Source organism: Undibacterium sp. FW305-107 (assembly GCF_058788535.1).
In genome coordinates, this window is the sequence record NZ_JBYTAV010000003.1 from 357,468 (window position 1) to 381,159 (window position 23,692).

25 protein-coding genes are annotated in these 23,692 nt (G+C 51.8%); 19 read left to right on the forward strand and 6 right to left on the reverse strand.

Annotated elements, in window-relative coordinates:
* Positions 1-406: 406 nt before the first annotated feature.
* On the reverse strand, positions 407-1,897 hold the full coding sequence (locus tag AC3WQT_RS08630; RefSeq protein WP_492703467.1) for a cryptochrome/photolyase family protein: 1,491 nt from the start codon (positions 1,895-1,897) through the stop codon (positions 407-409).
* A gap of 147 nt (positions 1,898-2,044) precedes the next feature.
* On the opposite strand from AC3WQT_RS08630, the gene AC3WQT_RS08635 reads away from it, so the two are divergent.
* From AC3WQT_RS08635 to AC3WQT_RS08665, 7 genes are all read left to right on the forward strand, one after another.
* The gene (locus tag AC3WQT_RS08635; protein ID WP_422949683.1) at positions 2,045-2,662 is read left to right on the forward strand and encodes a YqgE/AlgH family protein; all 618 of its coding nucleotides are present in this window, start codon (positions 2,045-2,047) and stop codon (positions 2,660-2,662) included.
* Positions 2,662-3,057, forward strand: a complete 396-nt coding sequence (gene ruvX, locus AC3WQT_RS08640; RefSeq protein ID WP_492703468.1) for a Holliday junction resolvase RuvX — start codon at positions 2,662-2,664, stop codon at positions 3,055-3,057. Before AC3WQT_RS08635 ends, ruvX begins: the two co-directional genes overlap by 1 nt.
* The gene (pyrR, locus tag AC3WQT_RS08645; protein WP_492703469.1) at positions 3,054-3,575 is read left to right on the forward strand and encodes a bifunctional pyr operon transcriptional regulator/uracil phosphoribosyltransferase PyrR; all 522 of its coding nucleotides are present in this window, start codon (positions 3,054-3,056) and stop codon (positions 3,573-3,575) included. The genes ruvX and pyrR overlap by 4 nt, the downstream gene beginning before the upstream one ends.
* Positions 3,568-4,539, forward strand: a complete 972-nt coding sequence (locus AC3WQT_RS08650; protein WP_492703648.1) for an aspartate carbamoyltransferase catalytic subunit — start codon at positions 3,568-3,570, stop codon at positions 4,537-4,539. The genes pyrR and AC3WQT_RS08650 overlap by 8 nt, the downstream gene beginning before the upstream one ends.
* Before the next feature lie 7 nt (positions 4,540-4,546).
* Positions 4,547-5,833 (forward strand): dihydroorotase, encoded by a 1,287-nt coding sequence (locus tag AC3WQT_RS08655; RefSeq protein WP_492703470.1) that lies wholly within the window; start codon positions 4,547-4,549, stop codon positions 5,831-5,833.
* Between the two features lie 8 nt (positions 5,834-5,841).
* Positions 5,842-6,162, forward strand: a complete 321-nt coding sequence (locus AC3WQT_RS08660) for a 1-deoxy-D-xylulose-5-phosphate synthase (protein ID WP_492703471.1) — start codon at positions 5,842-5,844, stop codon at positions 6,160-6,162.
* Between the two features lie 220 nt (positions 6,163-6,382).
* Entirely contained in the window at positions 6,383-7,054 is a 672-nt protein-coding gene (locus AC3WQT_RS08665) for a lysophospholipid acyltransferase family protein (RefSeq protein ID WP_492703472.1), read from the forward strand.
* A gap of 3 nt (positions 7,055-7,057) precedes the next feature.
* On the opposite strand, the gene AC3WQT_RS08670 is transcribed toward AC3WQT_RS08665, so the two are convergent.
* The 4 genes from AC3WQT_RS08670 to AC3WQT_RS08685 all read right to left on the reverse strand — a co-directional run bounded on the left by AC3WQT_RS08670 (position 7,058) and on the right by AC3WQT_RS08685 (position 11,746).
* Complete coding sequence (locus AC3WQT_RS08670; RefSeq protein WP_492703473.1) at positions 7,058-7,882, reverse strand: symmetrical bis(5'-nucleosyl)-tetraphosphatase; 825 nt, start codon at positions 7,880-7,882, stop codon at positions 7,058-7,060.
* A 7-nt stretch (positions 7,883-7,889) separates the two neighbouring features.
* On the reverse strand, positions 7,890-8,996 hold the full coding sequence (hemH, locus tag AC3WQT_RS08675; RefSeq protein WP_492703474.1) for a ferrochelatase: 1,107 nt from the start codon (positions 8,994-8,996) through the stop codon (positions 7,890-7,892).
* Between the two features lie 15 nt (positions 8,997-9,011).
* Positions 9,012-10,658, reverse strand: a complete 1,647-nt coding sequence (recN, locus tag AC3WQT_RS08680; protein ID WP_492703475.1) for a DNA repair protein RecN — start codon at positions 10,656-10,658, stop codon at positions 9,012-9,014.
* Between the two features lie 194 nt (positions 10,659-10,852).
* Positions 10,853-11,746, reverse strand: coding sequence for an NAD kinase (locus AC3WQT_RS08685; RefSeq protein ID WP_492703476.1), 894 nt, complete (start codon positions 11,744-11,746; stop codon positions 10,853-10,855).
* Between the two features lie 75 nt (positions 11,747-11,821).
* Between AC3WQT_RS08685 and AC3WQT_RS08690 the strand changes: the two genes are divergently transcribed.
* The 3 genes from AC3WQT_RS08690 to AC3WQT_RS08700 all read left to right on the forward strand — a co-directional run bounded on the left by AC3WQT_RS08690 (position 11,822) and on the right by AC3WQT_RS08700 (position 14,035).
* Positions 11,822-12,508, forward strand: a complete 687-nt coding sequence (locus tag AC3WQT_RS08690) for an HAD family hydrolase (RefSeq protein WP_492703477.1) — start codon at positions 11,822-11,824, stop codon at positions 12,506-12,508.
* Between the two features lie 44 nt (positions 12,509-12,552).
* Positions 12,553-13,584, forward strand: a complete 1,032-nt coding sequence (gene hrcA, locus AC3WQT_RS08695; RefSeq protein WP_492703478.1) for a heat-inducible transcriptional repressor HrcA — start codon at positions 12,553-12,555, stop codon at positions 13,582-13,584.
* Positions 13,585-13,651: 67 nt separating this feature from the next.
* A complete protein-coding gene (locus AC3WQT_RS08700) occupies positions 13,652-14,035 on the forward strand; it encodes a response regulator (protein ID WP_492703479.1) in 384 nt (127 codons plus the stop codon).
* Between the two features lie 74 nt (positions 14,036-14,109).
* Here AC3WQT_RS08700 and fur read toward each other — a convergent pair whose 3' ends face one another.
* Complete coding sequence (fur, locus tag AC3WQT_RS08705) at positions 14,110-14,538, reverse strand: ferric iron uptake transcriptional regulator (RefSeq protein WP_492703480.1); 429 nt, start codon at positions 14,536-14,538, stop codon at positions 14,110-14,112.
* Between the two features lie 111 nt (positions 14,539-14,649).
* On the opposite strand from fur, the gene AC3WQT_RS08710 reads away from it, so the two are divergent.
* The 9 genes from AC3WQT_RS08710 (at position 14,650) to AC3WQT_RS08750 (ending at position 23,596) form a co-directional block, all read left to right on the forward strand.
* A complete protein-coding gene (locus AC3WQT_RS08710) occupies positions 14,650-15,183 on the forward strand; it encodes an outer membrane protein assembly factor BamE (RefSeq protein WP_492703481.1) in 534 nt (177 codons plus the stop codon).
* Positions 15,184-15,232: 49 nt separating this feature from the next.
* Positions 15,233-16,039, forward strand: a complete 807-nt coding sequence (dapB, locus tag AC3WQT_RS08715) for a 4-hydroxy-tetrahydrodipicolinate reductase (protein WP_492703482.1) — start codon at positions 15,233-15,235, stop codon at positions 16,037-16,039.
* Between the two features lie 248 nt (positions 16,040-16,287).
* Positions 16,288-16,944, forward strand: coding sequence for a MotA/TolQ/ExbB proton channel family protein (locus AC3WQT_RS08720; RefSeq protein WP_492703483.1), 657 nt, complete (start codon positions 16,288-16,290; stop codon positions 16,942-16,944).
* Between the two features lie 12 nt (positions 16,945-16,956).
* Positions 16,957-17,400, forward strand: a complete 444-nt coding sequence (locus tag AC3WQT_RS08725) for an ExbD/TolR family protein (protein ID WP_492703484.1) — start codon at positions 16,957-16,959, stop codon at positions 17,398-17,400.
* A 161-nt stretch (positions 17,401-17,561) separates the two neighbouring features.
* Positions 17,562-20,189: a leucine--tRNA ligase gene (leuS, locus tag AC3WQT_RS08730; protein WP_492703485.1), complete on the forward strand. Its 2,628-nt coding sequence runs from the start codon at positions 17,562-17,564 to the stop codon at positions 20,187-20,189.
* Between the two features lie 47 nt (positions 20,190-20,236).
* Positions 20,237-20,746 carry an LPS-assembly lipoprotein LptE gene (locus tag AC3WQT_RS08735; protein ID WP_492703486.1) on the forward strand — a complete coding sequence of 170 codons (510 nt, stop codon included), beginning with the start codon at positions 20,237-20,239 and terminating at the stop codon, positions 20,744-20,746.
* Position 20,747: 1 nt separating this feature from the next.
* Positions 20,748-21,767, forward strand: coding sequence for a DNA polymerase III subunit delta (holA, locus tag AC3WQT_RS08740; protein WP_492703487.1), 1,020 nt, complete (start codon positions 20,748-20,750; stop codon positions 21,765-21,767).
* A gap of 117 nt (positions 21,768-21,884) precedes the next feature.
* Positions 21,885-23,150 carry a glutamate-5-semialdehyde dehydrogenase gene (locus AC3WQT_RS08745; RefSeq protein WP_492703488.1) on the forward strand — a complete coding sequence of 422 codons (1,266 nt, stop codon included), beginning with the start codon at positions 21,885-21,887 and terminating at the stop codon, positions 23,148-23,150.
* A 14-nt stretch (positions 23,151-23,164) separates the two neighbouring features.
* Complete coding sequence (locus AC3WQT_RS08750; protein WP_492703489.1) at positions 23,165-23,596, forward strand: CopD family protein; 432 nt, start codon at positions 23,165-23,167, stop codon at positions 23,594-23,596.
* Positions 23,597-23,692: the final 96 nt, after the last annotated feature.

A 23,692-nucleotide genomic window follows, 5' to 3' on the forward strand; every position in this document is an offset into this window, starting at 1 on the left:
GCGCACATTTTTGAATACCTGCATTCGTTGATTACGATTGCAGGCCGGTGGTAGACCGGCGGCTACTTACCTTTTTGCTTAGCCAAAAAGGTAAGCCAAAAAGGTAAGCCAAAAAGGCGACCCAGGCGTAACCGCCCCTGCGGGGTTCCCATTTGTGCAGTACAAAAAATGGGAAAGTCCGAAAACTCGCCTGCGGCTCAAACATCGGCCTTTCTTTTCCCATTTTCTGTACCGCACAAACGGCGTCTACACATGGGAACTGAAAAAATCAAAAGCAGATACAACTGCAACGGCAAAGTCAAAACCAACGGCAACGTCAAAAGCAACGTCAAAAGCAACGTCAAAAGCAACGTCAAAACCACATCAACACATTGCTATCAGCACTGGTTCTTCAAACTTTTAAGCGTCACTCATCCTCATTATGAGCAGTCCCTTTCTTCACCACCGCATACCGCGTCAATGTTTGCTTGCGCGACACGTCATGTTCGACGAGTGGGAACGGATAATCCCTGCCTATCTTAATCCCAGCCTGTTCCAGCAATAGCGGTGCAGTTTTCCATGGTGCATGGATGCTGCGCTTATCCAGTTTTGATAATTGCGGCAGGTAGCGTTTGATGAACTTGCCATCAGCATCAAATTTTTCTGACTGGGCGATGGGATTGAATATGCGGAAGTAGGGCTGGGCGTCGCAGCCGGATGAGGATGCCCATTGCCAGCCGCCGTTGTTGGCGGAGAGGTCGAAGTCGTTCAGGTGTTCGGCGAAATACGCTTCGCCGCGGCGCCAGTCTATGCCTAGGTCTTTGATGAGGAAGCAGGCGGTGACCATGCGCAGGCGGTTGTGCATGTAACCGGTCTGGTTCAGTTGCAGCATGGCGGCATCGACCAGGGGGTAGCCGGTGCGGCCTTCGCACCAGGCGGCGAAGTTGGCGTCAGCTTGCGGGCCGGTTTCCCATAGTATGGCATCGTAGTCTGGCTTGAACGAGCGGCTTGCCACGTGCGGGTGGTGATGCAAAATCATGAAATAAAAGTCGCGCCAGACCAGTTCAGACAACCAGATTTCTGCTCCGCGATTGGCAGATATGCGCGTTTGCTGCACGGCTTCCTGCACCAGTTGCCGTATCGATATCGTGCCAAAGCGCAGGTGGACTGACAAATAGGATGGTCCCTTGATCGCCGGGAAATCGCGCGACTGGTCATACAGTTTCATGCGGCCGACAAAGTCTTCCAGCAAACTGCGTGCGCCCGACATGCCGGCGGCGACTGGCATGCGGCGCTCAGCGGCCAAGGCAAAACCCATTTCGGCCAGCGTCGGTATGGTTTGTGCTGACATGGTGCTCAGCTTGTGCGCATATTTTTCTATGGGGTAAGAGCGCGAATAAAAGTCGCTGCCTTCTGCATGGAATTTTTTCAGCCAGGCATTTTTGTAGGGTGTAAAAACAGAGAAGGGCGCGTTCGCCAGCGACAAGACTTCAGCCTTTTCAAAAATGACCTGGTCTTTAAAGCTCAGAAATGCACAATTTCGTTTTGATAATTCTTGCCTGACAGACTCATCACGGATCCCTGCCTGTGGTTCGTAATCATGATTGGTGAACACGGCATCCACACCAAGCTCGGCCGCCAGTTGCAGTATGGCTGTTTCTGCATGGGCATAACGCACCAGCAAGCCACCACCCATTTGCTGTAGTTCTTGATCCAGTTCAACAATACTTTCATGAATAAAGGCCAGCCGCCTGTCATTTTCTGGCAAATTGTCTAATATTGTCTTATCGAAGATAAAAGCGCAGTAGACCTCGTCACTTTGCCGCAGGGCATGGTACAGGGCTGCATGATCAAAATTTCGCAGGTCGCGGCGGAACCAGACCAGCGCGCGAGGGAAATGGGCTTTATTTTCTTGCATGATCTGTCTGATAGTGTGGTCAAAACGCAGTGTGGCACCTTAGCACACATCGAAAATACACGCTAAAAATGCTAAAATGTGACCATGGCGAAGCAAACAAAATCACTACATACCAATCTGCACGACGATGCAACACAGTCGGCCCCCATGACTTCCAGACATAAATTCCAGGTGAAAAGCGAAGACGATAACAATTTGGAATTGAATTTAACCAATCATTTCCTGATTGCAATGCCATCCATGATGGATCCCGTCTTTGGCGGCACGGTGATTTATCTATGCGAGCACAGCCCGCGCGGTGCCATGGGCATGGTCATCAACCGCCCCATAGAGCTGACAGTGGCTGGCCTGTTTGACCGCATAGACTTGAAACTGGAAATCATTCCTGATTCTCATCCCATAGGCAAACGCCCCGTCATATTTGGCGGGCCGGTGCAGGATGACCGTGGCTTTGTCCTGCATACCCCTGTTGGTGAATATTCATCTTCATTAAAAGTGACTGACGAGATCGCCTTCACCACCTCACGCGATGTGCTGGAAGCCGTGGCCGCCGGTGACGGGCCTGAGCAAGTCCTGATCAGTGTTGGTTATGCTGGCTGGGGTGCTGGCCAGCTGGAGCAGGAGATACTGGCCAATGGCTGGCTGACAGTTGCTGCTGACGCGCGCATCCTGTTCGATTTGCCGCTGGAAGAACGCTTTGCCGCCGCCATCAAATTGTTGGGCATCGATCCATTGATGCTGGCAGCCGAAGCGGGGCATGCCTGATGGCTGCAAGCGAAGGTACGGTACTCGCCTTTGATTTTGGTTTAAAGCGCATAGGCGTTGCCGTTGGCAATACCTTTTTACGTCAGGCTGAAGCGCTCAGCATCATCCACGCTCCTACCAATGACGGCAAATTTGCCGACATCACCAAGCTCATAGAAAAATGGCAGCCCGTGCTGTGTGTAGTGGGTTTGCCCATGCACCCCGATGGTGCCGATAATGAAATGACACAGCGCTGCAAGCGCTTTGCCAACCAGCTTAATGGCCGTTTCAACATACCCGCCGTACTGGTCGATGAACGCTATTCTTCTGCCGTACTCTCAAGCTCGCGTGGCGAGTTCATCGACGACGATGCGGCTGCCCTTATTCTGCAACAATATTTTGACGAAACGCCATGACTACCACGACCACCAATGCTGCCCCGCTTGATGCAGAAGTCTTGTATCAGCAGTTACTGGAGCAAATCAGACCACATGCGCTGGCACAAGATAAACTGGCCATCGTTGGCATTTACTCAGGCGGCGCCTGGATAGCCGAGCGGCTGGTGCAAGACCTGGGCTTGCCGAATAAAGCGGGCCTCATCGATGTGTCCTTTTACCGCGACGACTATGCCGCCAAGGGCCTGCATGCCGAAGTCAAACCTACGCAAATTCCTTTCGATGTCGATGGCGCGCAAATCATCCTGGTAGATGACGTGTTGTACACGGGCCGCACCACCCGCGCCGCCATCAATGAATTATTTGATTATGGCCGCCCGGCCCGCATCATGCTGGCCACCCTGGTAGACCGTGGTGGTCGCGAATTGCCGGTGGCTGCTGATTTTGTAGCCCATACTGCCTCATTTGAACCCGCCGTCTCTGTCAATCTGCAACGTGCAGATGACGGCACTTTCAGCATCTCTGTCGACCATGCATAATCCCCAGCTCAATAAACACGGCGAACTCCAGCATTTGCTGACGATAGACGGCTTGCCGAAAACCATCGTCAATCATATTCTCGATACCGCATCTTCCTTCGTCAGCGTCAGCGACAGGGAAGTCAAAAAAGTGCCGCTGATGCGGGGTAAAAGCGTCTTCAATCTGTTCTTTGAAAACTCTACCCGCACGCGTACTACGTTTGAGATTGCTTCCAAGCGTTTGTCGGCAGATGTCATCAATCTCAATATCGCCGCTTCCAGTACCAGCAAGGGTGAATCCCTGCTCGACACCATTGATAATCTGGCAGCCATGCACGCCGACATGTTTGTCGTGCGTCATGCCACTTCAGGTGCACCTTTCCTGATCGCCAAGCATCTGAACGACACCAAACAACACCATGTACACGTGGTGAATGCCGGTGATGGTCGCCACGCCCACCCCACCCAGGGTTTGCTGGACATGTACACCATACGCCACTACAAAAAAGACTTCACTAACCTGACAGTGGCGATTGTCGGCGACGTCTTGCACAGCCGCGTTGCGCGTTCCGACATTCATGCCCTGACAACCCTGGGCGTGCCAGAAGTGCGTGTGATAGGTCCACGTACCTTGTTGCCCGGTGGCCTGGATCAGATGGGGGTGCGGGTATTCAATAACATGGATGAAGGCCTCAAAGGTGTCGATGTCATCATCATGTTGCGCCTGCAAAATGAACGCATGAGCGGTGCCTTGCTGCCTTCAGCACAAGAATATTTCAAGAGCTATGGCCTGACTCCAGAACGTCTGGCACTGGCAAAACCAGATGCCATCGTCATGCATCCCGGCCCCATGAACCGTGGTGTGGAAATTGATTCTGCCGTGGCCGATGGCCCGCAGGCAGTGATACTGCCGCAAGTGACTTTTGGTATCGCCGTGCGCATGGCTGTCATGAGCATCGTTGCAGGCAACAGCGGCGGGGTATGAGGAGAATATGAAGATACATATCAAAAATGGCCGTGTGATTGATCCGGCAAGTGCTACCGATGCAGTACAGGACGTGTTTATCGCTGCTGGCAAGATCGTCGCTATAGGCCAGGCACCTGCCGACTTCGTTGCCAATAAAACTGTGGATGCAACAGGCCTGATCGTTGCCCCTGGTCTGGTCGATCTGAGTGCCCGCCTGCGTGAGCCTGGTTTTGAATACAAGGCCACGCTGGAATCTGAATTACAGGCCGCCATGCGCGGTGGCGTCACCAGCCTGGTGTGCCCACCAGATACTGACCCTGTGCTTGATGAGTCTGGCCTGGTAGAAATGCTCAAGCAAAGAGCGCGCATGCAAAACAAGGCCCACGTTTATCCGCTGGGTGCATTGACTGTCGGTTTGAAGGGTGAGTCCCTGACAGAGATGGCCGAGCTGACACAGGCTGGCTGCATAGGTTTCTCTCAGGCTGAAGAAACCATCGCCAATACCAATACCCTGCAAAGGGCTCTGGATTACGCTGCCACCTTTGGTTTCACCGTCTGGCTGCGCCCACAAGATGCCTATATAGGCAAGGGTGGCGTTGCCCACAGCGGCCCTTTGGCTTCACGCCTGGGTTTGTCTGGCGTACCTGTCATGGCCGAGACGATAGCCCTGCATACTCTGTTTGAACTCATGCGTGCCACTGGTGCCAAAGTGCATCTGTGCCGTATCTCTTCAGCAGCTGGTCTTGAGTTGATACGCAAGGCCAAGAAAGAAGGCTTGCCGCTGACCTGCGATGTTGGCGCCCATCATGTACACCTGACTGATGCCGACATTGGTTTCTTTGATTCCAACGCCCGCCTGACCCCGCCTTTACGCAGCCAGCGTGACCGCGATGCCATTTCTGCAGCATTGAAAGACGGCACCATCGATGCGATATGCTCAGACCATACGCCAGTTGATGATGATGAAAAACTGCTGCCCTTTGCCGAGGCATCACCAGGTGCTACCGGCCTGGAATTATTGTTATCGTTAGCATTGAAATGGGCAGAAGACAGCCGTGGTGAAGTCAGCCTGACGCTGGCCCTGTCCAAGATCAGCCAGCATGCCGCCAAAGTGGCAGGTGTGCCAGCCGGGCAAATCGCAGTTGGCCAGGCAGCCGATATCTGCATTTTTGATCCTGCTACACGCTGGAAGGTAGAAGCCAAAGCCCTCGCCAGCCAGGGCAAGCACACGCCTTTCCTGGGTTATGAATTGCCGGGTGTGGTCAAGGCTACGATAGTGTCAGGGCATATTGCGTTTGATACCTTGCATTAACATCGCAGATGAAAAGTAATCAGCTTACCCGTGGCGAGCAAAGGCGCGTCATGTATGTGGAAAACAAAAACGGCTTGATCGATGGTGTTGCTGCACGCATAGGTTGGGTTGAATTTTCCAAAACAGGAAGAACAGTTTACTACCGTGGCAAGTCCTTGCAGGTATGTACCGGAGGTGGAATATCCGGTAATTTTATTGACGCCGATACCCATGAAGAATATTGGGTTTCGGGCGTTAAAAAGCGCGGTTCCAATGTGCATTGTGCAGAGTCAGTGAGTGTCTTGATTGATGAAGACGCCAAAGAGGAAGTGGCAAGGCTGCGCGCCTGAAGCAGGCTGAGGTAGTGATTCAAACTGCTCAGTGAGAAATTCGTTTGATTGAGTGGGAAGAGTGGGAGTACAGGCGGGTATGGCCTTACTCCCGCTTTTGTTTATTCAGCTTGGCTATTTTAATTGTTACTCTACATGAGTATTTTTGTGAGTCAGTATGATCGTTTGGCATTTTTTTCGGATATTTCTCCATCTCACGGCAGGTCTGCTGACTTGCGCCGTGATCTTTCCGTTTTCTTCTGATGTCAGGCGTGACGATCTGGTCCGTCGCTGGTCGGTCAAGTTGCTGGCTATCTGTACTGTGGATGTTACTTTCAAGGATAAAAGCGGAGGCGCGGTGAATCCGGCGGCGATGATCGTCTCTAACCATGTGTCGTGGCTGGATATTTTTGTCATCAATACCCTGCACCCTTGCCATTTCGTCGCCAAGTCAGATATTCGCAACTGGCCTTTGCTGGGCTGGTTATGCGAAAAAGCGGGCACGATTTTCCTGGTGCGTGGCAGGCAGCGTGATGTGCGGCGTATTTATGAAGGTCTGGTACATCAGATAGAAGCGGGCAAGCGCATTGCGTTTTTTCCTGAGGGTACAACAGCGGCACAAGGCAATTTGCTGTCTTTTCACGCCAACCTGTTTGAAGCAGCAATAGAAGCACATGTACCTGTGCAACCCTTTGTTGTCCGTTATCTTGATGCGCAGGGGCAGTTCCATGCTGCGGCTGATTTTATCGGTGACATGACTTTTGCAGAGAGCATGCGCATCATCTTGCTGGCACCGCGCATGACGGCAGAACTGGTGCGCTTGCCTGCTATTCCTACCGAAGGTGCACACCGCAGAGAAGTGGCACAAGTGGCTCGTGCGGCGGTGATGAAAGAACTGGGTTTAAGCGAGTAAGGCTTAACCCGGTTTTTGCTGCTGCGGACAATCTACCTGCACAACTTGCCTGTCTTCCAGAGCAACAGCAGTCAGCTTGCCACCCCAGACGCAGCCGGTATCAAGGCTGATCAGATTGTCGCGCAAGATCAGGCCCAGGGTAGACCAGTGACCAAATACGACAGAGGTTTTTTCACTGGCGCGTGGCAGGTCAAACCATGGGGCAAATCCCTCTGGTGCGCCATCCAGACCATCCTTGCTGTCAAAATCCATGACGCCATCAGCACTACAAAAACGCATGCGTGTCAACGCATTGATGATGCAGCGTGACCTGTCATAACCTTGCAAATCATCGCACCATTGCGCGGGTGTATTGCCATACATATTGCGCAATAAATCTATCCAGTCTTTACTGCGTAACTGTGTTTCGACTTCATGCGCCAGCTTGATGGTTTGCTTTGCTGACCATTGCGGGAATATGCCTGCATGCACCAGCAAATGCTGATGCTGCAAAATCGCCAAGGGTCTGTGTCGCAACCAGTCCAGTAATTCTTCACGGTCTTGAGCTTGCAGGATATCGTCGAGGGTATCACTACGACTTGCTTTGCGTATACCGTTGGCGACAGCCAGCAAATGCAGATCATGGTTGCCGAGCACGGATTCTGCCCGGCCAGCGATTTGCAACTCACGTATCAGGCGCAGGCTGGCCAGCGATTTGGGGCCGCGATTGACGAGGTCGCCTGCAAACAAATACTGCGAATCCGGTTCGGTCAGCTCTATTTTATTGAGCAGGCTTTGTAACTGGTTGGCACAGCCTTGTATATCACCGATAAAATAAGTTTTTGCCATTGCTGCCTCAGGGTTCTCCACCCAGACGTTTGGCTTCTGCGCGGCTGGTCAGGGCTTGTTGCTTTTGTTGTTCACGCACGCTGGCAGTGATCATGGTTGGCCAGCCTATCAGATGTTGTTCTGCAATTTCAGCCAGGCCACGCATCCATGCTGGTGATTCATTCAGGCAGGGGATGTAGTTGAATTCCTTGCCACCTGCTTTGAGAAAATCGGTCTTTACTTCCATGGCGATTTCTTCCAGGGTTTCCAGGCAGTCAGCGATAAAGCCAGGGCAGATCACGTCAATCCGTTTGACGCCTTCTTTGGCCAGTTTTGCCACAGTAGGTGCAGTGTAAGGTTGCAGCCATTCTGCACGACCCAGGCGAGACTGGAAGGTGACCACATAATCATCTTTGCCCAGCCCCAGTTTTTCAGCCAGCAGGCGCGCGGTTTTATAGCATTCGCAATGGTAAGCATCGCCACGCAGTAAAAAGGCCTTGGGCAAACCATGGAAACTCATGACCAGTTTGTCCGGGCGGCCATGGCTTTGCCAGTGATCCATCACTGATATACGCAGCGCCTGTATATAGCCATCATGATCATGATAATTCTTGACGAAGCGCAGTTCAGGCATATTCCTGACTTGCTGGTAATGCTGGGCTACGGCATCAAAATTGGATGCCGTCGTGGTGGCAGAATATTGCGGGTAAGCAGGCAATATCAGTATGCGTTCACAACCGTCGGCTTTTAGCTTTTGCAAGACATCGGGTATAGAAGGTGAGCCGTACCGCATGGCATACGCAACTTGTACTTCATGCCCACGCTCACCCAGATAGCCTTTCAGCAATGCAGCCTGTTTTTGCGTATGTATCTTCAGTGGCGAGCCATCCTTGGTCCAGATGGACGCATATTTTTTTGCTGACTGGCCAGAACGGAAGGGCAGGATAATCCCATGCAAGAGCAGCCACCAGACCGGGCGCGGCACTTCAACCACACGCCTGTCCCATAAAAATTGTTTGAGGTAGCGGCGCACAGCCGATGTCGTTGGCGCATCAGGCGTGCCCAGGTTGATCAGCACTACTGCTGTCCTGGGGATTTTGCCGTGTGAATATTCAGGTTCTTTAAGGAAGCGCATGATGTATTTTTTTTCTTAAGATGCCAATAATTCTCTGGCGTGTTTGCGCGTAGTCGCTGTAATTTCTATGCCGCCCAGCATGCGGGCAATTTCTTCCACTCTCTGCTTATTATCGAGTGCTTCTATCTGCGAAACGGTTTTGCCATTCTGGTTGGCTTTGCTGACCTGGAAGTGCTGGTTAGCCTGACTGGCTACTTGTGGTAGATGCGTCACACACAAGACTTGCCTGTCTTGTCCAAGACGTTTCAATAAGCGTCCAACCACTTCAGCCACGCCACCACCTATGCCGCTATCAACTTCATCAAATATGAGGGTAGGGGTGGCCGTAGCACAAGAGGTGATAACAGAAATCGCCAGCGAGATACGTGCGAGTTCACCGCCAGAGGCCACCTTGGCCAATGGCCTTGCCTGCACACCTGCATGGCCTGCCACGAGAAATTCCACTTGCTCCAGACCATAGCCGGCTGGTTCGACCGGGTTCAGGGCGACCGAGAAACTGCCGCCGCCCATGCTCAAGTCTTGCATTGCCGTGGTTACTGCTGCGCCCAGGTCCTTGGCAACTTTTTGTCTGGCCCTGCTGAGTTTTTCTGCGGTTTGCAGGTAAGCCAGCCTGGCTTTTTCTTCCTGTGCTTTCAGGGCATCCATGTCAGTCGCATTGGATAGTTGTGCCAACTGGGCAGACAGCGTGGCAAATTCTTCATGCAGTTTTTCTGGTGCGACGTGAAAGCGCCTTGCCGTGGTGTGTATTGCTTCTACACGGTTTTCCACGACGCGCAGGCGGGCCGGGTCAAGTTCGGTGCGGCTCAGGTAAACATTGAGTGCATAAGTGGTTTCCTGCAAGTTGATACAGGCAGATTCCAGCGCATCGGTGACGGGCTTGAGCGCTGCATCGTAATCGATAAGCTTCAACAGCTTTTGCTGGATGGCAGTCAGTTGCGACAAGACCGGATGCTCGGATTCAGAAATCAATGCCGCCGCTTCCTGACCAGCTTCGAGCAGGCTGGCGGCATGGGCGAGGCGGCTGTGCTCCTGGCTGATGCTTTCCCATTCGCCTGGTTTGATTTGCAATTTATCGAGTTCACCAACTTGCCATTCCAGGCGCTCGCGCTCTTGCAATACGCTCTTGGCATTGGTTTCAAATTCTTCGCGTTGCTTGCTGATGTTACGCCACGCCCGGTAACGCAAACCTGCTTCTGTGACTTGTTCTTGCAAGCCGCCTTGCATATCCAGTAAATCGCGTTGCGCTTCAGTTTTCAGCAATGACTGATGTGCATGCTGGCCGTGGATATCCACCAGCATGTCGCCAATCTCGCGCAATTGGCTTGCTGTGGCGGTGATGCCATTGATCCATGCTTTTGAGCGGCCTGCATTATCGATGGTACGGCGCAAGATCAAAGGCTGGTCCTGGTCAAAGAATTCATGTTCTTTGAGCCATGCTGCAAGAATCTCATTGACGGCAAATTCCGCGCTGATATCAGTTTTGCTGGCAGACTCGCGCACCATGCTGGCATCACCCCGTCCACCCAAGGCCAGGGTCAGGGCATCGATGAGGATGGATTTACCAGCACCGGTTTCTCCGGTCAGCACACTGAAGCCGGAAGAAAATTCAAGTTCCAGCGTATCGACAATGACAAAATCACGAATGGCAAGCGTGCGCAACATAATGGGCTGACATGAAGGAATTTGTTAAGAAAACAGGGCTGGACTATATGGTATATGACCCGGTATATGGCCCAGCATAGCGAAATCGCTATTCTAGCAACAGCCTGTGACTTCTGTGTTCGTAAGAGTGGGTTTGGTACGCTTAATAAGTTACTCAATAGGATACCTACTTAGTTGGGTACTTACTCAGTAGATTAATTCAGCGCACCCTCTACGGATGGATATTCATTCCAGTGCAATTTTTCGCGCAGAGTGTTGTAATAATTCCAGTCCTGAGGATGAAGAAAGGTCACTGTATGAGCAGAACGATTGACGATGATCCTGTCCTGATGCTGCAGGCTGGCAAAATTTTGCATATCAAAGTTCAGGCTGATATCGCGCCCAGCCACGATGGTGATGACGATTTCACTACTGTCTGGCAAAACGATGGGCCGGTTCGATAAGGCATGCGGTGCAATCGGCACCATCGCAATGCCGGATAAGCTGGGGTGCAGCAAGGGGCCGCCAGCAGAAAGCGCATAGGCCGTAGAGCCAGTCGGTGTCGAGACGATAAGGCCGTCTGAACGCTGGTTGTACATGAAGTGCCCGTCTACCTCAACGCGCAGTTCCACCATGCCTGAGCCAGCACCACGCGACACCACAATATCATTGAAAGCCACGCCACTGAAAATCTGGTTGCCGTCACGGGTAACGATAGCCTGTAACAGGCTGCGCCGTTCAGACACATATTTGCCATTCAGCATTTCTGTGATGACAGGGATTTTGCGGTCGAGCGCAATATCTGTGATAAAACCCAGCCTGCCCTGATTGATGCCGATCAGCGGGATATTATAGGGGGCCAGTTGCCGCGCTATACCCAGCATGGTGCCATCACCTCCAACCACGATGGCAACGTCCGCCAGCTTGCCTATCTCTGGCACGGGCATACTGCTGAATTCACTTAACTGCAGGTACTGCGCCGTTTCTGCTTCGATGACGACACGATGTCCCTCGCTCGCAAGAAAATTGGCCAGCTCCTTAATCGAGTCGGCAATGCCTGCCGCATTAGATTTTCCAACAAGTGCAATGGTTTTGGCCTGTACTGTCATAAACAAAGGTAGGGTGACATGATGGCTAAGATTAGAACATAATTAGGACATCAATGAATGGAATGAGTGCTCTTTATGGCAATTAAAGCAGTTTTGCTGGATCTGGATGATACTTTGTGGCCGGTTGCACCGGTAATTCGCCATGCCGAATCAGTGTTGCAGCAATGGATGCATGAGCATGTACCAGTCGTGGCACAAAATTACAATATGGAAAAATTGCGCGAGCGCAGGAATGTGCTGGTAGCGAGCGACCAGCGTTTTCAATACGATTTATGGGCCTTGCGGCATACCCTGTTGAAGCAGGTGTTTGATGAGCATGGCGTGGCAGCCGATAAAGCCGACCAGGCCATGGCGGTATTTGCCGATGCCAGGAACAAAGTCGATTTGTACAGCGATGTCAAACCGGCTTTACAGGCCCTGCAAGAAAAACTGCTGCTGGGCACTGTCTCAAATGGTTTTGCCGATTTACAGGCGATAGGCCTGGCGCACCATTTCAAGGTGTCTATCGCTGCCTTCCGCTTTGGCTGTGCCAAGCCTGATCCCAGGATATTTCTGGCTGCTTGCCAGGAATTGGGTCTGGCCCCGCAAGAGGTATTGTACGTAGGTGATGATTTGTTGCTTGATGTGCAAGGTGCGCAACAGGCGGGATTAAAAGGCGGCTGGATGAACCGCCAGGGTTTAAAAATTGAAGATGAGCGCCATCTGCATATCAAGCCGGATGCAGAATTTGCCAATCTGCATGACCTGACTCTATGGCTGTGAATTTTTCTATGTTCATGTCAGTCATGAACGCATAAAATGAAACCATGCAACTAGATATCCGCGCACAAACTTTATTAAAAGCCCTGGTCGAGCGTTATATCGCCGATGGCCAGCCTGTGGGGTCTCGCGCCTTGTCAAAAATATCCGGTCTGGAGTTATCGCCAGCGACGATACGCAATGTCATGGCGGATCTCGAAGAAATGGGCTTTGTCGCTAGCCCGCATACGTCTGCGGGCCGTATCCCCACCCCCAGAGGTTATCGTGTCTTCGTTGATAAGTTGCTGACTGTGCAAGATATCAATGGTGCAGGTATGGATTCGCGCCTGCAATCGAGCCTGCAATCGAATATGAATGCACAGCCGCCGCAAAAACTGATTGCGAATGCGGCGCAAATCTTGTCTTCCTTGACGCAGTTTGCCGGTGTCGTCATGACCCCGCGTACTGAGTCGATTTTCCAGCAAGTTGAATTCTTGCGTCTTTCAGAAAAACGTATTTTACTGGTGGTCGTCACTCCAACAGGCGAAGTCCATAACCGCTTGCTGTTGACGGATGTTGATTACACACCCACCCAACTGGTGCAGGCAGCCAATTACCTGAACCAGAACTTTGGCGGCCTTAGTTTTACCGATGCACGTACCCGTATCAATAGTGAGTTGCGGCAATTGCAAAATGACATGACCAGACTCATGCAGGCGGCTGTTGAAGCAGGCAGCAATGCCATGGATGAAGATAATGACGAAGTCGTCATCTCTGGCGAGCGCAATTTGCTGAATGTGCAGGACCTGTCTTCGAATATGAGTTCCCTGCGCAAGCTATTTGATATGTTTGAGCAAAAAAACAGTCTCATGCAACTGCTTGATGTCTCCAGCAAGGCAACCGGCGTGCAGATATTCATAGGCGGCGAGTCGCAACTGGTGCCCATGGAAGAAATGAGTATCGTCACTGCCCCTTACGAGGTGAACGGTAAAATAGTAGGTACCCTGGGTGTCATAGGCCCAACCCGCATGGCATATGAAAGAGTAATTCCTATCGTGGATATCACTTCGAAATTATTATCGAATGCATTAAGTCAATAAGCCGGGATGTCAACATGCCCAGACTGGCGTAGCAGCTTATTAAACATTTACGCGAATACAGATTGCCATGGACAAGAAAAACGCGAAGATTTTATTGATAGATGACAATGATGTAACCCGCGAAGTGCTCAGGGTCATATTGCGCAGCGAGGGGTATAACGTTGTTGGTGAGGCAACGGATGGCGGTGCTGGCCTGGAAATGGCAGTGAAGCTCAGGCCCGACCTGATCTTGCTTGATATTGTGATGCCCAAAATCAGCGGTACTGAAATTTTACCGCGTATCCGAGAACTGCTGCCAGATGCCCGGGTACTCATGGTGACAGCCAATAAAGATCAGGAAACCATCAATGAGGTAGTCAAAACCGGCATACATGGCTATATCCTCAAGCCATTTAATGCCCAAAAGATCATAGGTACTGTGGAAGCTGTTGTTACCAAGATCAATAAGTGAGTCTGGCGGCGCACAGGACATGTATATCCATCCCGGTGCGCTTGAAAACCAAATTTGAGAAATTGTTGTCTGACTTAAGCCTTATGCTCGCAATTCGGCTTGGTACAGTTGCCATAGATCGCCAGTGCATGTTCAGCAATCTTGAAGCCACGCTCCTGAGCTACCGTCTGCTGGCGTCGCTCGATTTCTTCATCAAAGAACTCTTCCACGCGACCACAATCCAGGCAAACCAGATGGTCATGGTGTGAACCCTCATTCAATTCAAAAATGGCTTTGCCAGTCTCAAAATGATTGCGGTTTAACAGGCCAGCCTGCTCAAACTGGGTTAGTACGCGGTACACAGTTGCCAGACCGACATCCATATTTTCATTCAGCAGGATCTTATATACATCTTCTGCTGTCAGATGACGAACCTTGCTGCTCTGGAAGATTTCCAGGATTTTCAGACGGGGCAGAGTGGCTTTCAGACCGCTGGCCTTGAGGTTGGGGGTGCTGTTTGTCATGTTTTCGATCAAAAAATTGCTATCTGCTTTATGATATCGGGTTTTAGGGCTTGTTGCTCAATTAAGAGGTTATCTATGCAACTGTTGTTTTCAGAATTAACACGGAAGAAGATGAGCCGTGTAGCGGGTCTGGTAGTGCTGGCTTCTTTGACAGCATGCTCATCACCTATTCCCCTGCTGTCATCGGCTGACAAGACATCAGTATATGCAACATCGGGCACACCTGGTGATGCGAATGGTGCACAAGTGGTAGAGCCTACTGGTTTTGGCAAGGTATTGGCCTTTATTTCACCTTATCGCGTTTCCATACAGCAAGGTAATTTTGTTTCCCAGGAAATGGTGGCGCAATTAAAAGAAGGCATGACGCGCGAACAAGTGCGTTTTGTGCTTGGTACAGCCTTGCTGACCGATATGTTCCATGAAGACCGCTGGGATTATCCTTTCCGCCTGACCAAGCCGAATGGCGAGCGTATTACCAGCCGTGTTTCGGTGTACTTCAAGGATGGTACGGTAGCGAAGTTCGAAGGCGGTGGTAATTTGCCGACTGAAAAAGAATATCTGGCGCGCATCACTGAATCCGCACTGGGCCTGAACCGGGTGCAATCAGTAATAGAAACTGATGCGCCGAAGAAAAAAGATAAATAAGTCTTAAATAAGCCTAAAGAGAAATAAATCTAAAGAGAAATTAATACCAATGACTGCACTGAAAATCGCCGTGGCCGGGGCTTCTGGCCGTATGGGGAAAATGCTGGTCGAAGCGATCAGCAATGCGGATGATATGGTACTGGTTGGTGCCCTGGATGTGCCAGCTTCGCCAGCTCTGGGTACGGATGCGGCAGCCAGCCTGGGCAAGCCTTCTGGTGTCAGCATTACGGCTGACCTGTCCGCAGGCCTGGCGAATGCTGACTACCTGATCGACTTCACCCGTCCGGAAGGTACACTTAAGCATCTTGAATATTGTGCTGCGCATGGCATCAAGATGATCATAGGCACCACAGGCTTTGATGAGGCTGGCAAGGCAGCGATCGCCGCCGCCGCAGAAAAAACTGCCATCATGTTTGCACCGAATATGAGTGTGGGTGTGAATGTCACCATGAAGTTGCTGGAAATGGCAGCCAAGAGCTTTGCAGAGGGGTATGACATCGAAATCGTCGAAGCCCATCACCGCTTCAAGGTGGATGCTCCATCAGGCACTGCCCTGAAAATGGGTGAAGTCATCGCCGATGCATTGGGCCGTGACCTCAATGAAGTGGGTGTCTTTGCCCGCGAAGGCGTGACTGGTGAACGCGATCCATCTTCCATCGGTTTTGCCACTATCCGTGGCGGCGACATTGTTGGTGACCACACAGTCTTGTTTGCCGGCATAGGTGAGCGTGTAGAAATCAGCCACAAATCATCCAGCCGTGTGACTTATGCCCATGGCAGCCTGCGTGCAGCACGTTTCCTGCAAGGCAAGTCTACAGGCTTGTATGATATGTATGATGTGCTGGGTTTGCGGTAGTGGGACTGACGCAAAACTGCCCCAGCAGCGTTGCAGCTCCTGGCCGTACTAAAGTACTGTCTTCGTCGCTATGGTGTAGTCGGGGTTTCAGGCAACATGTTGCCTGCCGACGTAACGAACCTCTCTTGCAAGAGAGGTTTCCTAAGGCGATAGCCTTGCCGGGACAATTTTGCGTAAGTCCTATTTAGTTTTCGTTAATAACACAACATTTGCCTGACATTTAAATAAGTGAAATAAGCGGCGCACGCATGAATTCTGCAATTGCACATTACTGGGAACAGGCTGATGCCCTGGGTCATCTGGTCGGCTGGCTATTATTGTTGATGTCGGTACTGAGCTGGACATTGATCTTGATGAAGGGCTGGAGTTTCTGGCGCATCCGTAAGGCGGCGCCGGCAGTGCGTACATTCTGGCGCGCCCCCAGCCTGGCAGATGCCTTGTCGTCCTTGCGTCAGGCGGATCAATCCAAGGTATTCATCACTCTGGCAGATGCTGCGCATGCAGCAGGTGACACTGCACAGCGCAGCGCCACGCTGTCTGCCAGTGCCGGGCTTAGCGAAATCCTGACACGTAGCCTGCGTCAAGAATTGCAGGGGCTGACAGTCAAGCTGGAAACCGGCCTGAGCTTTCTCGCCTCAGTCGGCGCAACCGCTCCTTTTGTTGGCTTATTGGGAACGGTCTGGGGTATATACCGCGCCTTGACGGCAATCTCGTCCAATGGCGTGGTGCAAATCGACCAACTGGCAGGGCCGGTAGGTGAGGCCCTGATCATGACAGCGCTGGGTTTGCTGGTCGCGATACCTGCAGTGCTTGCTTACAACGCTTTTAACCGTGTCAACCGCATTACCCTGGCAGAGCTTGATGGTTTTGCTTTTGACTTGCATGCTCACATGAGCAAGGTTTGATACTTTCCAGAGATGACATTCGGTCAATTCCATACGCTGCGCGAATCTTCATCCCGCCCCTTGACTTCAATGGCGGACATCAATGTCACGCCCATGGTCGATGTGATGCTGGTCTTGCTTGTCATCTTTATCATTGCAGCTCCTTTCATGACACATGCCGTCAAGCTGGATTTGCCACAAGCCCAGTCTGCCCCGGTGCCGGACCAGGCAGATACAGTGCGTATTTCCTTTGATGCTGACGGCATTCTGTACTGGGATAAACAGGTTCTCGCCATGGCTGATCTGGAATCCAGACTGGCTTTGCTGGCAAAAAAGAACAAGCAGACAGAATTGCAACTACGCGCAGATAAGTCCACCCGTTATGAAATCATTGCCCAGGTCATGGCGTCTGCCCAGGCACAGGGGCTGGCCAAGATTTCTTTCGTGACCGACAGCAAGCAGGCTAAAAAGCCTTAATTGTTCTTGGCCTGCTCAGGTCAGACTAGCCTGAATAAGCACCACTCTCCCTGTAAATTCGCCCTGACAGCCTTTGTCCATCAGGCTTTCCTCAATAATGTGCCTGAACCAGTTATAATCAAAGGTTCTGAGTCATTTCCGCATCTACTTCTGCTTACGCCATGCAAGAAAAATACACGCCTTCCGACGTCGAACAATCGGCGCAATCCCATTGGAAAAAGATCGATGCCTATACGGCAGTAGAAAACAATCCACGTTTCCCTAAAGGCAAGTATTACGCCTGTTCCATGCTGCCTTATCCTTCTGGCAAGCTGCATATGGGCCACGTGCGCAATTACACGATCAATGACATGCTGGCACGCCAGTTGCGCATGAAGGGCTATAACGTTCTCATGCCCATGGGTTGGGATGCATTTGGCTTGCCAGCAGAAAATGCGGCGATTGCCTATAAAAAATCACCGGCAGAATGGACTTACGCGAATATTGAAGACATGAAGTCGCAAATGCAGCCCCTGGGTCTGGCATTCGACTGGACGCGTGAAGTCGCGACCTGCGACCCGGATTACTATCGCTGGAACCAGTGGCTGTTCCTGAAGATGCTGGAAAAAGGCGTCGCCTACAAAAAGACCCAGGTCGTCAACTGGGATCCTGTCGATCAAACCGTGCTCGCGAATGAGCAGGTCATCGATGGTCGCGGCTGGCGCTCTGGCGCCCTGGTAGAAAAACGCGAAATCCCAGGCTACTACTTCGGCATCACCCAATACGCTGACGAACTGCTGAACAGCATCGATAATCTGGATGGCTGGCCTGAGCAAGTACGCACCATGCAACGCAACTGGATAGGCAAGAGCGAAGGCGTACGCTTTGCTTTTCCGCACCAGATCGCTGATGAAGCAGGCGCGCTGATACAAGACGGCAAGATGTATGTATTTACTACGCGTCCAGACACCATCATGGGCGTGACTTTCTGCGCAGTAGCGGCAGAGCATCCTGTTGCTACGCTGGCCGCAAAAAACAATGCAGCGCTGGCAGCCTTCATTGAAGTCTGCAAAGCCGGTGGTACGACAGAAGCCGAAATGGCGACCAAGGAAAAAGAGGGCATGCCTACTGGCCTCTTCGTTACTCACCCTTTGACTGGCGAGCAGGTAGAAGTCTGGGTCGGTAATTATGTCCTCATGACTTATGGCGATGGCGCTGTCATGGGTGTTCCTGCGCATGATGAACGCGATTTCGCTTTCGCGAAAAAATACAATATCGCCATCAAGCAAGTGGTGGCGATTGAAGGTGAAAGCTTCAGCACTGATGCCTGGGCAGAATATTATGGCGACAAGCAACGTGGTGTCACCGTCAATTCCGGCAAATATGATGGCTTGAGTTTCAAGGCTACTGTCGATGCAGTCGCTGCCGACCTTATTGCCAAAGAACTCGGCGAAAAGAAAACCACCTGGCGTTTGCGTGACTGGGGTATTTCCCGCCAGCGTTACTGGGGTACACCTATCCCTATCATTCACTGCGCAAGCTGTGGTGATGTGCCTGTGCCGTATGAAGATTTGCCGGTGGTCTTGCCTACCGACTGCATTCCTGACGGTTCTGGCAACCCATTGAAGCATCGTGAAGATTTCCTTAATGTGCCTTGCCCTAAATGTGGCAGTCCGGCACATCGTGAAACCGACACCATGGACACCTTCGTTGATTCCAGCTGGTATTTCATGCGTTATACCTGCCCAGATGCGCCGACCATGGTCGACGAGCGCAATGATTACTGGATGGCGATGGACCAGTACATAGGCGGCGTCGAGCATGCAGTTTTGCATTTGCTGTATGCACGTTTCTGGACCAAGGCCATGCGTGACCTGGGCTTGGTCAAGATAGACGAGCCTTTCAAGAACCTGTTCACCCAGGGCATGTTGCTCAACGAGTCTTACTATCGTGAAGATTCTACTGGCAAGAAAATCTGGTTCTACCCGAATGAAATTGAAGTCCAGCATGATGACAAGGGACGCCCAATTTCGGCATCGCTGAAAAGCGACGGTCAGCCTGTACAAATGGGCGGCATAGAAAAGATGTCCAAGTCCAAGAACAATGTAGTTGAGCCGAAAGACATCATTGAGCAGTTTGGTGCTGATACAGCACGCCTGTTCACCATGTTCGCTGGTCCTCCGGATCAAAGTGCAGCATGGAGTAATAGCGGTGTAGAAGGTGCATCACGTTATCTGCGCCGTCTGTGGGCGTCTGCATTGAAATTATCTGGCAGCATTGCTGCTGGCACCGTTGCGCCTGCTGCGTATGCCAATGATGTCAAGGCTTTGCGTCGTGAAGTGCATCTGACGCTGAAGCAGATTGATGCTGATTATGATCGCCTGCAATACAACACCGTTGTCTCTGGTGCCATGAAGTTGCTCAACACCATAGAGTCCTTCAAGTCAGAAGCCGAAGGCAGCGCGGCAGCTTTGCGTGAAGCTTTCAGCATCCTGCTGCGTGGCCTGTATCCGGTATGTCCGCATATTACCCACGTACTGTGGCAGGAACTGGGTCTGGCGACAGAACTTGGTGAAATCATTGATGCGCCGTGGCCGCTGGTGGATGAAGCTGCATTGGTGCAAGATGAAATCGAGCTGATGGTGCAAGTCAATGGCAAACTGCGCGGCAGTATCAAGGTTGCCAAGGATGCCGACAAGGCGACCATTGAAGCGACAGCCCTGGCCAATGAAAGCGTGCAGAAATTCATGGAAGGCGCAGCCAAGAAAATCATCATCGTACCTGGCAAGCTGGTGAATATCGTTGCGTGATATCTTGGTCTTGAACAATAGTCTGACAAAGTAATAAAGGAAACCGCATGCAAGCAAAGTATTTAAAGCATCTGCAATGGCTGGCAGTCATCATGTCCATCATGTTGTTGTCGGCTTGCGGTTTTGCCCTGCGTGGCCCGGTTGCTTTGCCATTCAAGAGTATCTATATCGGCATGCCTGAAAGCTCGGCACTTGGTGGCGAATTGCGCCGCCATATCCGTGCCAATGGTCAGACCCAGATCATGTCTGAAGCCAAGGATGCCCAGGTCATACTGGAAGTGCTCAGCGAAACCAGGGACAAGCAAATCCTGTCCCTGAACAGCCAGGGGCGTGTGCGTGAATACAATCTGATTTATAACTTCCGCTTCCGTGTCCGCAATAATGTGGGCAAGGAGTATCTGGAACCGGTAGATCTGCAGTTGAAGCGTAATATCAGCTTTAATGAATCACAAGTGCTGGCGAAAGAAGCGGAAGAAGTCTTGCTGTACCGCGACATGCAAAGTGACCTGGTGCAGCAAATCATGCGCAGGCTGGCTGTTGTAAAGATGGACGACTGATATGCAATTACGCTTCGATGCCCTTGATGGCCATCTGGCGAAAACACTGGCGCCACTGTATGTGATCACCAGTGATGAGCATTTGCTGGCGCTGGAAGCCGCAGACAAGATACGTCGTGCAGCAAAGTCGCAGGGTTTTTACGAACGCGAAATCCTGACAGTGGAACGCAGTTTCAAATGGGGGGGCTTGCTGGCCGCGAATCAGTCGCAATCCCTGTTTGGTGATAAAAAACTCATCGACTTGCGTATCCCTACCGGCAAGCCCGGCAAAGATGGTGGCCAGGCCCTGCAGGATTATGTGACGAATCTGTCGCCCGATAACCTCACCCTGATCACTTTGCCCAAGCTGGACTGGGCGACGCAAAAAGCCGCCTGGGTAGGCAGCTTGCAGCAGGCAGCGGTATATATCGATATTCCGCTGGTAGAGCGTAATCAACTGCCAGGTTGGATCAGCATGCGCCTGTCTTTGCAGCAGCAAAGTGCAGACCGGCAAAGCCTGGATTTCATTGCCGACAGGGTAGAGGGCAACTTGCTGGCGGCCCATCAGGAAATCCAGAAGCTGGCACTCTTGCATCCGCCAGGCAAGCTGAGTTTTGAACAAATCCATGATGCAGTGCTGAATGTGGCGCGCTATGATGTCTTCAAACTCAATGAAGCCATGCTGGCTGGTGACGTTGCGAGACTGGTACGCATGTTGAATGGTTTGAAAGGTGAGGGCGAAGCACTGCCACTGGTTTTGTGGGCCATGGCAGAAGAGATACGTACCTTGCTGAAACTGAAGTCTGGCATGGCGCAAGGCAGGCCCTTGTCAGCCTTGCTGAAAGAATACCGCATCTGGGGCCCGCGGGAAAAACTCATGGACCCCGCCTTGCGTCGCGTCAGCCTGGCAAACTTGCGGGCTGCACTGCAAGAGGCATCGCAAGTCGATAAGATGGTAAAAGGTTTACGAGCGAAGGCATTTGCAGGTGATCCCTGGGATGCCTTATTACAGTTGGGTTTGAGAGTGGCAAAAGCGGCTTAATCGCAATTGTACCTGCACCTGATTAAGCGGTTTATCAAACCGGAAATTGAATTCCCTCGCCACCTTGCTGGTGGCTGATCAACGAATATGAGGACTAGATGTCCTCTGAATGACGATATGGATATCAAGCACTACATGAATGACCTCGGCATCCGTGCCCGCGCAGCATCGCGCGCCATGGCCAAAGCCGACACCGCCGCCAAGAACAAGGCTCTGTCCCTGATCGCTGCCGCCATCAGGCGTGAAGCCGCCGCCTTGCGTGCCGCCAATGAACTTGACCTGGCCGCAGCCAAAGCAGCAGGCATGGAAGCAGCGATGCTCGACAGGCTGACCCTGTCCGACAAGGCGATTGCCACCATGGCCGAAGGCCTGGAGCAGATCGTCAGCCTGGCTGACCCTATCGGTGAAATCTCGAACATGAAATACCGCCCAACCGGCATACAGGTAGGGCAAATGCGCGTGCCGCTGGGTGTCATCGGCATCATTTATGAAGCACGCCCGAATGTGACTGTAGATGCCGCCGGCCTGTGCATTAAGAGTGGCAACGCCACCATCTTGCGTGGCGGCTCAGAAGCTATCCATTGCAACCAGGCGCTGGCGAAGCTGGTCAAGGAAGGCCTGGCCGGTGCCGGTTTGCCTGCTGATGCTGTACAAATCGTCGAGACCACAGACCGCACTGCCGTCGGTGAGCTGATCACCATGCCGCAATATGTCGATGTCATCGTTCCGCGTGGTGGTAAGGGCCTGATTGCGCGTCTGATGCAAGAGGCGACAGTGCCCATGATCAAGCATCTCGATGGTATCTGCCATGTGTATATTGATGACAAGGCTGACCTGACAAAAGCGGTAGACGTGGCTTTCAATGCCAAGTGCCACCGCTATGGTACTTGCAACACCGTGGAAACCTTGCTGGTCGCGCAGGGCATAGCTGCACAAGTCTTGCCTGCACTGGCTGAGTTATATGCAGGCAAGCAGGTGGAATTACGCTGTGACGATGCCGCCGCTGCGATTCTGGCAGGCTACCCGCATCTGGCTAAAGCCACAGAAGAAGACTGGAGTACTGAATACCTGGCCCCTATTCTGGCCATCAAGCTAGTGGCTGACCTGGATGAAGCCATCACGCATATCAATGATTATTCATCCAAACATACAGAATCCATCATCACAGAAGACTACAGCCGTGCCCTGCGTTTCTTGCGCGAAGTTGATTCAGCATCGGTGATGGTGAATGCTTCCACCCGTTTTGCCGATGGTTTTGAATATGGCCTGGGTGCAGAGATTGGCATCTCGAATGACAAGCTGCATGCACGCGGCCCGGTAGGTCTGGAAGGGCTGACTTCGATGAAGTATGTAGTCTTTGGCCATGGTGAAGTGCGTCAATAAAAAGAAAGAGCAATATGGATTTTTATCCTTGGGTTAAAGTTTTCCACATCCTGTTCGTCACGTCCTGGTTCGCTGGCCTGTTTTATATGCCGCGCATTCTGGTCAACCTGGCGATGGAAAATCACTCACCCACAACAGAGCGTCTGTTGCTGATGGCGCGCAAGCTCTACCGTTTCATGACGATCCTGGCGGTGCTGGCACTGATCTTCGGCCTGTGGTTGTGGCTAGGCTATGGCATAGGCAAGGGACCGGGTAATGGTTGGCTGCATGCCAAACTGACCTTGGTGATCTTGCTGATAGGTTATCACCACGCCTGTGGCAGCTTGCTGAAAAAGTTTGAGAAGGGTGTTAACAAGCGTAGTCATGTCTGGTTCCGCTGGTTTAATGAAGTGCCGGTAATTTTGTTGCTGGCGATATTGATTTTGGTAGTCGTCAAACCTTTCTAGGTTTGATGAGGTTTCAAAATATGGTTGACCTGGAGTGCAGAACTCCAGGCCAACAATTGGCGGTGAATATTCACCATCGTTTTTTTTAACGGATAA

Coding starts and splice junctions, on each gene's coding strand:
- hrcA (WP_492703478.1), top strand. CDS start 12,553: ATGCAACTAGATATCCGCGCACAAACTTTATTAAAAGCCCTGGTCGAG.
- AC3WQT_RS08690 (WP_492703477.1), top strand. CDS start 11,822: ATGGCAATTAAAGCAGTTTTGCTGGATCTGGATGATACTTTGTGGCCG.
- AC3WQT_RS08700 (WP_492703479.1), top strand. CDS start 13,652: ATGGACAAGAAAAACGCGAAGATTTTATTGATAGATGACAATGATGTA.
- AC3WQT_RS08720 (WP_492703483.1), top strand. CDS start 16,288: ATGAATTCTGCAATTGCACATTACTGGGAACAGGCTGATGCCCTGGGT.
- AC3WQT_RS08745 (WP_492703488.1), top strand. CDS start 21,885: ATGGATATCAAGCACTACATGAATGACCTCGGCATCCGTGCCCGCGCA.
- AC3WQT_RS08670 (WP_492703473.1), bottom strand. CDS start 7,882: ATGGCAAAAACTTATTTTATCGGTGATATACAAGGCTGTGCCAACCAG.
- AC3WQT_RS08750 (WP_492703489.1), top strand. CDS start 23,165: ATGGATTTTTATCCTTGGGTTAAAGTTTTCCACATCCTGTTCGTCACG.
- AC3WQT_RS08655 (WP_492703470.1), top strand. CDS start 4,547: ATGAAGATACATATCAAAAATGGCCGTGTGATTGATCCGGCAAGTGCT.
- AC3WQT_RS08635 (WP_422949683.1), top strand. CDS start 2,045: ATGACTTCCAGACATAAATTCCAGGTGAAAAGCGAAGACGATAACAAT.
- AC3WQT_RS08650 (WP_492703648.1), top strand. CDS start 3,568: ATGCATAATCCCCAGCTCAATAAACACGGCGAACTCCAGCATTTGCTG.
- leuS (WP_492703485.1), top strand. CDS start 17,562: ATGCAAGAAAAATACACGCCTTCCGACGTCGAACAATCGGCGCAATCC.
- AC3WQT_RS08685 (WP_492703476.1), bottom strand. CDS start 11,746: ATGACAGTACAGGCCAAAACCATTGCACTTGTTGGAAAATCTAATGCG.
- AC3WQT_RS08660 (WP_492703471.1), top strand. CDS start 5,842: ATGAAAAGTAATCAGCTTACCCGTGGCGAGCAAAGGCGCGTCATGTAT.
- fur (WP_492703480.1), bottom strand. CDS start 14,538: ATGACAAACAGCACCCCCAACCTCAAGGCCAGCGGTCTGAAAGCCACT.
- ruvX (WP_492703468.1), top strand. CDS start 2,662: ATGGCTGCAAGCGAAGGTACGGTACTCGCCTTTGATTTTGGTTTAAAG.
- AC3WQT_RS08735 (WP_492703486.1), top strand. CDS start 20,237: ATGCAAGCAAAGTATTTAAAGCATCTGCAATGGCTGGCAGTCATCATG.
- holA (WP_492703487.1), top strand. CDS start 20,748: ATGCAATTACGCTTCGATGCCCTTGATGGCCATCTGGCGAAAACACTG.
- AC3WQT_RS08630 (WP_492703467.1), bottom strand. CDS start 1,897: ATGCAAGAAAATAAAGCCCATTTCCCTCGCGCGCTGGTCTGGTTCCGC.
- pyrR (WP_492703469.1), top strand. CDS start 3,054: ATGACTACCACGACCACCAATGCTGCCCCGCTTGATGCAGAAGTCTTG.
- AC3WQT_RS08725 (WP_492703484.1), top strand. CDS start 16,957: ATGACATTCGGTCAATTCCATACGCTGCGCGAATCTTCATCCCGCCCC.
- dapB (WP_492703482.1), top strand. CDS start 15,233: ATGACTGCACTGAAAATCGCCGTGGCCGGGGCTTCTGGCCGTATGGGG.
- hemH (WP_492703474.1), bottom strand. CDS start 8,996: ATGCGCTTCCTTAAAGAACCTGAATATTCACACGGCAAAATCCCCAGG.
- recN (WP_492703475.1), bottom strand. CDS start 10,658: ATGTTGCGCACGCTTGCCATTCGTGATTTTGTCATTGTCGATACGCTG.
- AC3WQT_RS08710 (WP_492703481.1), top strand. CDS start 14,650: ATGAGCCGTGTAGCGGGTCTGGTAGTGCTGGCTTCTTTGACAGCATGC.